This window comes from Nitratireductor sp. GCM10026969 (genome assembly GCF_042660605.1).
Classification (GTDB): Bacteria; Pseudomonadota; Alphaproteobacteria; order Rhizobiales; family Rhizobiaceae; genus Chelativorans.
In genome coordinates this window covers 1-8562 of the sequence record NZ_JBHSUM010000171.1, presented here as the reverse complement: position 1 = coordinate 8562, position 8562 = coordinate 1, and the positions used below count along the sequence as shown (strand labels likewise).

The 8562-nt window shown below is 65.5% G+C and carries 8 protein-coding genes; 6 read left to right on the top strand and 2 right to left on the bottom strand.

The genetic code is table 11. From position 1 onward, the window contains the following. The 3 genes from ACFP9U_RS21810 to ACFP9U_RS21800 all read left to right on the top strand — a co-directional run. The coding region (locus ACFP9U_RS21810; RefSeq protein ID WP_378624704.1) for an FAD-dependent oxidoreductase at positions 1–836 on the top strand (836 nt) is incomplete at its 5' end. A 93-nt stretch (positions 837–929) separates the two neighbouring features. Then, a complete protein-coding gene (locus ACFP9U_RS21805) occupies positions 930–1844 on the top strand; it encodes a lipid kinase (protein ID WP_378624703.1) in 915 nt (304 codons plus the stop codon). A gap of 70 nt (positions 1845–1914) precedes the next feature. Continuing rightward, positions 1915–2442, top strand: a complete 528-nt coding sequence (locus ACFP9U_RS21800) for a gamma carbonic anhydrase family protein (RefSeq protein WP_378624702.1) — start codon at positions 1915–1917, stop codon at positions 2440–2442. A gap of 19 nt (positions 2443–2461) precedes the next feature. On the opposite strand, the gene ACFP9U_RS21795 is transcribed toward ACFP9U_RS21800, so the two are convergent. Further along, positions 2462–3451 carry a bifunctional riboflavin kinase/FAD synthetase gene (locus ACFP9U_RS21795; RefSeq protein WP_378624701.1) on the bottom strand — a complete coding sequence of 330 codons (990 nt, stop codon included), beginning with the start codon at positions 3449–3451 and terminating at the stop codon, positions 2462–2464. 9 nt (positions 3452–3460) lie between these two features. Next, complete coding sequence (locus ACFP9U_RS21790; protein ID WP_378624700.1) at positions 3461–4321, bottom strand: TIGR01459 family HAD-type hydrolase; 861 nt, start codon at positions 4319–4321, stop codon at positions 3461–3463. A gap of 230 nt (positions 4322–4551) precedes the next feature. On the opposite strand from ACFP9U_RS21790, the gene ACFP9U_RS21785 reads away from it, so the two are divergent. The 3 genes from ACFP9U_RS21785 to ACFP9U_RS21775 all read left to right on the top strand — a co-directional run. Then, the gene (locus ACFP9U_RS21785) at positions 4552–6354 is read left to right on the top strand and encodes a pilus assembly protein TadG-related protein (RefSeq protein ID WP_378624697.1); all 1803 of its coding nucleotides are present in this window, start codon (positions 4552–4554) and stop codon (positions 6352–6354) included. Between the two features lie 101 nt (positions 6355–6455). Beyond that, complete coding sequence (gene hisS / locus ACFP9U_RS21780; RefSeq protein WP_378624696.1) at positions 6456–8018, top strand: histidine--tRNA ligase; 1563 nt, start codon at positions 6456–6458, stop codon at positions 8016–8018. 73 nt (positions 8019–8091) lie between these two features. Then, positions 8092–8562, top strand: a 471-nt coding sequence (locus tag ACFP9U_RS21775) for an ATP phosphoribosyltransferase regulatory subunit (RefSeq protein WP_378624694.1), incomplete at its 3' end; no start/stop codon positions are given.

Genomic DNA, 8562 nt, shown 5'->3' with positions numbered 1-8562 from the left:
TCGGCCGCGAGGCCGCGCGCTGGTGGGAAGCGGCCGTTCCGGGCCTGGTGCACTTCAACGGCACGCTTGTCGTGGCGCCGCCGCGCGACACCGCCGAATTGCGCCGCTTCGCCGCGCGCACGGAGGGACATTCCCGCGTTGCCGCCGACGAAATCGCGTCGCTCGAACCGGATCTAGCAGGCCGTTTCCGCGCCGGGCTCTTCTTCCCGCAGGAAGCGCATCTCGATCCGCGTCAGGCATTGAGGGTATTGGCTGAAAAGCTGCAAGCCGCCGGCGTGCGCTTCCTCTTCAATCGTGCCGAGCCGCCGCGGGGCGAGACCTTCGACCGGGTCGTCGACTGCACAGGCTTTGCCGCTGCCGCCTCGGTGCCGGAACTGCGCGGCGTGCGCGGCGAGATGCTCTATCTCGAGACACGGGAGGTGAGGCTCTCCCGCACCGTGCGGCTCATCCACCCGCGCTTCCCGGTATACATCGTCCCGCGCAGCGGCGGCCGCTTCATGGTGGGGGCGACCATGATCGAAAGCGCCGACGAGGGACCGATCACCGCGCGCTCGGCCATAGAACTGCTCAATGCAGCCTATGCGCTCCTTCCCGCTTTCGGCGAAGCGCGCATCATCGAGGCCGCGGCCGGCATTCGCCCCGCCTACCCCGACAATTTGCCGAGGATCGAAGAGCGGAACGGGACGCTCTTCGTCAACGGTTTCCACCGCCACGGCTTCCTCCTGTCGCCGGCGCTCGCCGGGGAAGCCGCGCGCATCGTGCTCGGCGGAGACAGGAGGGACGCGGGCGGAGCTCCGCAGGACACGGCGTTCGCCCCGACCGTTACAAAGATTTAATCCGCGAGGCGAGCGATGCCGCGCCTGCCACGGTCGCAATTTGCGGCCGCCGGGCATATATCTCCCGCGGCTTTCATCCTCTTGCAGGCTTCCATGGACAACGTCACCACGAAACGGGCGCTTGTGCTCATCAATCCCAAGGCACGCCGCGGGCAGGAATCGCTCGCGCCGGTGCTCGACCGGCTTCGTGCCGGCGGGCTGGTCACCCAGGTCGAGCCCTTCAAGGCGCTCCCGGAAATCGCACGCGACATCGTGCGCCTGCGCAAGATGGCCGATCTCGTCGTCGTGTGCGGCGGCGACGGCACCGTGTCCTCGGCGGCGGTCGCCGTGATGGAAAGCGGCTTGCCGATGGGCATCATGCCGATGGGCACGGCCAACGACCTTGCGCGCACGCTGGAAATTCCCATGAACCTCGTGGAAGCCGCCGGCGTGATTGCCGACGGTCAGGCCCGGCAAATCGATGTCGGCACGGTGAACGGCCACGCCTTCTTCAACGTCGCCAGCATCGGGCTGAGCACGGAACTTGCGCAAGGGCTCGATCCGGCGCTCAAGAAGCGGTTTGGCAGGCTAGGCTATGCGCTGGCAGCCATGAAGGTCATGGCCAAGGCCAACCGTTTTGCCGCCCGGATCACCGAGAAGGGCGCCACGATCGAGGTACACACCTACCAGATCGCCGTCGGCAACGGGCGGCACTATGGCGGCGGCAACGTCGTGGAGGAAACGGCGGCCATCGATGACGGCCATCTCGACCTCTACAGCCTGGAAATGAAGAACCTCTGGAAACTGGCGCTGATGCTGCGTTCCTTCCGCTCCGGCCGCCACGGCGCCTGGAAGGAGGTGCGTACGGCCCGGTGTGTCGAGTTCGACATCGAGACGGACAAGCCGATGCCGGTGAACACCGACGGGGAAATCGTCACCGCGACGCCGGCGCATTTCAAGGTGCATCCCAAGGCGATCTCCATCTTCGCGCCGGCCGAACAAGGCGGGGCGTTTTCAAGCAGGAGATAAGCCGATATGTAGCCGGCGGGCGGCGTCGCCCCGGCGCCGGTCTCGTTCGTATCCGCAAGGAGGCAAATTCGTGTCCGTCTACGCTTTCGGCGATATCTCCCCTCGCCTGCCCGCAGGCTTCTGCTGGATTGCACCGACCGCCGCCGTCATCGGCAAGGTGCATCTGGAAGAGGACAGCAGTGTCTGGTTCGGCGCAGTCCTGCGCGGCGACAATGAGCCGATCACCGTGGGGGTGGGCGCAAACATCCAGGACAATGCCGTTCTGCACACCGACCCGGGTTTTCCCACCACGCTCGCGCGCTTCTGCACGATCGGCCACAGCGCCGTCGTGCATGGATGCACGATCGGCGAGAACAGCCTCGTCGGAATGGGCGCGACGGTGCTCAACGGCGCCCGGATCGGCAGGAACTGCCTGATCGGCGCCAATGCGCTCGTCACCGAAGGCAAGGAAATCCCCGACGGCTCGCTCGTTCTCGGTGCCCCGGCCAAGGTGGTGCGGCAACTCGACGAAGAGGCGCAGGCGAAGCTGGCGGAGACCGCCCGGCATTACGTGGAAAACGCAAAGCGCTTCGCCACGGGGTTGAACCGGCGCGATTGAACCGCGCAGGGCACCGGTCTCAACCGGAGAACGCGATCCTCAGATCGATCTCGGAAAGCGGTCTTACGCCCGAAAGCAGTGCCCGCGCCTCGGCCTCGTCCTGCTTCATTTGCGAAACCAGCGCCTCCAGCCCGTCGAACTTCTCCTCGCCCCGCAGGAAGCCGAAAAAGGAAACGGCACAGGTCTCGCCGTAAAGCGCGTCATCGAGATCGAAGACGAAGGTCTCGAGAAGCGGCCGGCCCTCCTCGTCAACCGTCGGCCGACGGCCGAAGCTCGCCACGCCGTCGTGCAGCGTGCCGTCGGAGCGGCGAAAGCGCACACCATAGATGCCGTGCGCGAGGGCCGTCTCATCCGGCAGCGCCATGTTGGCGGTGGGGAAGCCGAGCGTGCGGCCGAGCCGCTTGCCCTCGCTCACCGCGCCTTCCACCGTGTAGCGATAGCCTAGGAGGCCGGCGGCTTCGGCCACATCGCCCTGCGCCAGCAAATTTCGCACCCGGCTGGAGGAGACCACGTCTCCGCCCTCGTCCGAGAACTGGGCGACCAGGCTCACGTCGAACCCGTGCACGGCACCGGCCTCGGCCAGCGTCTCCGGCGTGCCGCCGCGGTTCTTCCCGTAGTGGAAGTCGAAGCCGGTCACCACATGCGCCGCGCCGAGACCGCGCACCAGGATCTCCGTGACGAAAGCCTCCGGCGACAGGGCGGCGAAATCGCGCGTGAAAGGCTGCTCGACGACGGCGTCGAAACCCATCGCCTCCAGCAGGCGCGCCTTCATCGGCGCCGGTGTGAGGCGGAAGAGCGGCACGTCGGGACGGAAGACACTGCGCGGATGCGGCTCGAAGGTGAGCACGATGGCCGGGCAGCCATGCGTCGCGGCCACTTCGAGCGCACGCGCCAGCACCGCCTGGTGGCCGCGATGGACGCCGTCGAAATTGCCGATGACGACAACTCCGCCGTGCAAGCGGGGCGGGAGGGCCCGGGGTCCGTCACATCTCAGGATGCCGCCTGCCACGTTCCGCCTCTATTGTAGCTTTTCGATCGCCGCTACCGGCTGGAGGCCGTGCTGTTCCAGGAAAGCGGCCAGCCGGGCCGGGTCGGGCCTGCCATTCTCGCTGTGCTCTGCCGCATGAATGCCCTCCGTCACATAGAGCACGTCGATGCCCATGCCGGCCGCGCCCTTGATATCGGTCAGGACGCCGTCGCCGATGGCGAGCGCATCGGCCGGACCGACCGCACGGCCGAGCGTTTTCTCGGCGGCGGCAAGGGCTGCCTCGTAGATCGGCCGATGCGGCTTTCCCGCGATCAGCGTGCGCCCTCCCATGAGGCCGTATTCGCGCGCGAGCGCGCCGGCGCAGAAGACGAGCTTGTCGCCGCGCTCGACGACGATGTCCGGATTGGCGCAGATGAAAGGAAGATCACGTGTGCGCAGGCGCTGCAAGATTTCGGCGTAGTCCTCCGGCGTCTCGGTCTCGTCATCGTAAAGCCCGGTGCAGACCACGCCCGCCGCCTCGAATTCCTCCACGAGTTCGATGTCGAGACCGTCGTAAAGCATCATGTCACGGTCCGGACCGATGTGAAACAGCCTGCGCGGGGCGTTGCGGATCAATTCACGGGTGACGTCGCCCGAGGTGATCACGCTGTCCCATGCCGCGTCGTCGACGCCCAGGAGGCGAAGCTGCTCCTCGACCTGATCGTGCGGGCGCGGGGCGTTGGTGATCAGGACCACGGCCTTGCCGGCGGCGCGCATGCGCTTCAACGCCTCCACGGCATCGCGGAAGGCCGAGACACCGTTGTGCACCACACCCCAAACGTCGCAAAGGATGACCGAATAGGGCTCCGCCAGCACGTCAAGACGGTCGATCATGTCCGGCGGCTGCGGCATGGGGTTCTCCTTCTACTCGGCAACTGGAGAGCACGGAAGCGGGCTTGAGGAACTCGCGCAGGGATTAGCCCAAGTGACGGACACTGTCACCCTGCTTTCGGCGCGAGAGACGTATGGGACGGCATGTTAACGGTCTATGAACCGTTATGGTCGATCCTGCCGCCCGATTAGGAATCCGTTCAGCCTGTTGGCGCATCCTGCCGGCATAAGCCAGAGGCAGGGTGGCATTCATGATACGCAATTTCCGTCGTGACGAGCGCGGCAACTATGCGGTGCTCACGGCACTCGTCATGGTGCCCGTCATGGGCGCGCTGGCGCTCGCAGTCGACTACACCCGCATGAGCGCCCACAGGCAGGCTGCGCTCAACGCGCTCGACGCGGCCAATATCGCCGCCGCCCGGCGGCTCTTGGCGGGTGACAGCGAAGACGACGTCTTGGCCTACGCGCGGAAATATTTCGAAGCCAATCTCGGCCCGGTCAGGCCGGAGGCAGCCACGCTGCATGTGGAACTGCCGACGGACAAGGCCGGCGGCGGCACGCTGAAGATGAGCGCCGACCTCGACTATCAGCCCATCTTCTTCCCCGTCTTCCAGGCTCTGCGCGGCGAAGACGCGGAAAGCCAGACGAAACTCACCCTGAACGCCAACAACGCGGTGCGCCTGAAGAACACGCTCGAAGTTGCGCTGGTGCTCGACAATTCCGGATCCATGGACGAATGGGGCTCGGGCTCCGGCAAGAAGCGCCTGGCCCTTTTGAAGGATGCCGCAAAGCAGCTCGTCGAGACGCTGGCGAAACAGGGCGAGAGCATGCAGCAGGTGACAAAACCCGTGCAGTTCGGCGTGGTGCCCTTCGCGGCCTCGGTCAATGTCGGACCCGACAAGCGCGGTGCCTGGTGGATGGATACCGACGGGCGGTCGCCGATCCATCACGAGAATTTCGACTGGGAGACCATGAAAGAGCAGCACGGCTCCAACAAGAGGGTCGAATGGATCGACGGCGTTTACAAGAAGCGCGGCAAAGACTGGCGCGACGAGGAAGAAGACGAGATCGTGACGCGCTTCACGCTTTATGACGAACTCAAGAAGCTCAAACACAACGCAGATCAATTCCACTGGGCGGGATGCGTCGAGATGCGTCCTCATCCCTTGGGCCTGGACGACACACCACCCGACAGGGATCACCCGGAAACCCTGTTCGTACCCATGTTCGCGCCCGATGAAACGGATCCGTCCGACCGCGGCCGCAGGGCCTACAACGACTGGTGGGCGGACCAGACGGGCGGCGAATGGCCCAACAAGTCCCTCAGCCGCCAGCGATACATGCCCAAGTACTTCCATGCAGTGGGCACGGCTGCCGTGCCGCCCGGGAAAGGTCCCAACCTTAGCTGCACCACAGAGCCGATCACGCCACTCACGGACGTGACGGACCAAGCCGGACTGGACCTCGTCAAGGGTGCGATCGACAAGATGCGCGCCGACGGAGCCACCAACGTGCCGGAAGGCATGGCCTGGGGCTGGCGCGTCGTCTCCGGCGGGGAGCCCTTCACCGAGGGCAGACCCGACCAGGAGAAAGGCAACGACAAGGTGGTCATCGTGCTGACCGATGGCGCCAACACCTACTATACGCCCGGATGGTTCGGCGCCAGCGACGAAGCGGGCAACAAGTCGATCTACTCGAACTACGGCTATGCCGAGAACGGCCGCATCTTCGACGGCACCACCGTCAACAGCAACTACTATTCGGAAGAAAATTTCACGAAGGCGATGAACCAGCAGTTCGACCAGTTGTGCGAGACGGCGAAACAGGAAGGCATCATGGTGATGACCGTGGCGCTCGATCTCGGCACGTGGCGGAACAATGAAAGGGAGCAGATCGACGCCCTGCGCCGGTGCTCGTCCGAGTCGCGCTTCCGCAAGGACCCCGAGAATCCCGAGAAACCGGCCAAGCTGTTCTGGAACGCCACCGGCGCCGAGCTCGAGGAGACTTTCCGCGAGATCGCCGACGAGCTGTCGAACCTGCGCTTCGTGAGCTGAGCGGCCCGCCCGCGCCCTTGCCGCACACACCCTTATCGGCTAGGACAGCCGCGCCCGGAAGACCGGGCGCGGTCAATCATTCTGGACGGGCGAAATCGCACATGGCAGGCAAGGCGGACAAGGTGAAGGCACGGCTCCCGCGCGGGCTCGTCGACCGCCATGCCGAGGACATCCGCGCCGTCGACGAGATGTGCGCCAAGATCCGCGCCGTCTACGAGCTCTACGGCTTCGAACCGGTCGAAACGCCGCTCATCGAATATACCGACGCGCTGGGAAAGTTCCTGCCCGACCAGGATCGGCCCAACGAGGGCGTCTTCTCCTTCCAGGACGATGACGAGCAGTGGCTTTCGCTGCGCTACGACCTCACCGCCCCCCTCGCCCGGTTCTATGCCGAAAATTTCGAGCGCCTGCCGAAACCCTACCGCAGCTACCGCGCCGGCTGGGTGTTCCGCAACGAGAAGCCCGGCCCCGGCCGCTTCCGCCAATTCATGCAGTTCGACGCCGACACGGTGGGGACACCGGGCGTCGCGGCGGATGCCGAGATGTGCATGATGATGGCGGATGTCATGGAGGCGCTGGAGATTGCGCGTGGGGACTATGTGATCCGGGTGAACAACCGCAAGGTGCTGGACGGGGTGCTGGAGGCGATCGGGCTCGGCGGGGAGGAGAACGCCGGGCGGCGGCTGACGGTGCTGAGGGCGATCGATAAGTTGGATCGGCTTGGATCAGAGGGCGTGCGGGAATTGCTCGGCAAAGGCCGCATGGACGAGAGCGGAGATTTCACCAAGGGAGCGGAGTTGGATGAAAGTCACATTGATGTCCTCTTTGAGGCTCTCGATCCAAGTTCGATGGCAGTAAATCGACCCGATCACAGTCGCCCGGAATTCGTTAACGCAAAGGGCGGACTCTTGGTCCGGCAGCCTCCTACACTCACATCGAATGAGGTTGGGATCGATGCAAAGAGCTATATCGAAGGCATAACCGAGCTTGAGCAGATTCGGTTACTCGTCGAAAATGCCGGCTACGGCCCCGATCGCATCCGCATCGACCCCTCAGTCGTCCGCGGCCTCGAATACTACACCGGCCCCGTCTTCGAAGCCGAGCTCACCTTTCCCGTCGTCAACGAAAGGGGCGAGACCGTCCAGTTCGGCTCGGTCGGAGGTGGCGGGCGTTATGATGGGCTGGTCTCACGCTTTCGCGGCGAGCCGGTGCCGGCGACGGGCTTTTCCATCGGCGTGTCGCGCCTGATGACGGCGCTGAAGAATCTCGGCAAGCTCAAGACGGCCGATGCAGTCGCTCCCGTCGTCGTCCTCGTCATGGACAAGGACACCGAGAGCCTCGGGCGCTACCAGAAGATGGTCTCCGACCTGCGCCGGGCCGGCATCCGCGCCGAGATGTATCTCGGCGGTGCCGGCATGAAGGCGCAGATGAAATATGCCGACCGGCGCGGTGCCCCGTGCGTCGTCATCCAGGGCGGCGACGAGCGCGAAAGGGGCGAGGTGCAGATCAAGGACCTCGCGGAGGGCAAGCGCCTTTCCGAAGAGATCGAGGACAACGTGACCTGGCGATCGGCGCGGCCGGCGCAGTTTTCCGTGCCGGAGGGCGAACTGGTGGAGGCGGTCAGGGGCGTGCTCGAGGCGCAGAGCGAGGAGCGGGGCGCTTGAGCATGTCCGACGCCGGATCCTCTGTCGGCGGCGGCGGCACCCCAGTGCGCGCGCAGGAAAGAGCCCGCTGCCCATGACCTTGCGCTACCCCTCCTTCGCCGGCGACATCCTCGCCCTCTTCGAAGAGCGCGCGGCGGCGCTGACGGACATCCCGATCATCCAGCCGGCCGACCCCTTCCTCGACATGGCGGGCGAGGATCTGCGCCGGCGCATCTTCCTGAGCGAGAGCGAGACCGGCCGCAGCCTGTGCCTGAGGCCCGAATTCACCATTCCCGTCTGCCGCGACCACATCGAGCGGCGGGCGACGACGCCGCGGCGCTATGCCTATCTGGGCGAGGTGTTCCGTCAGCGCCGTGAGGGCGGCGCGGAATTCTTTCAGGCAGGCATCGAGGATTTAGGCGCCGAAGACCGCGCTGATGCCGACGCGCGCTCGCTGGCCGACGCCCATGCGCTGCTTGCGCGCGTCCTGCCTGAGCGCGCGCTGACTGTCACCCTTGGCGACCAGGCGGTGTTCGAGGCAGTGCTTTCCGGCCTCGGCCTGCCT

Coding starts and splice junctions, on each gene's coding strand:
- ACFP9U_RS21805 (WP_378624703.1), top strand. CDS start 930: ATGGACAACGTCACCACGAAACGGGCGCTTGTGCTCATCAATCCCAAG.
- ACFP9U_RS21790 (WP_378624700.1), bottom strand. CDS start 4,321: ATGCCGCAGCCGCCGGACATGATCGACCGTCTTGACGTGCTGGCGGAG.
- ACFP9U_RS21785 (WP_378624697.1), top strand. CDS start 4,552: ATGATACGCAATTTCCGTCGTGACGAGCGCGGCAACTATGCGGTGCTC.
- hisS (WP_378624696.1), top strand. CDS start 6,456: ATGGCAGGCAAGGCGGACAAGGTGAAGGCACGGCTCCCGCGCGGGCTC.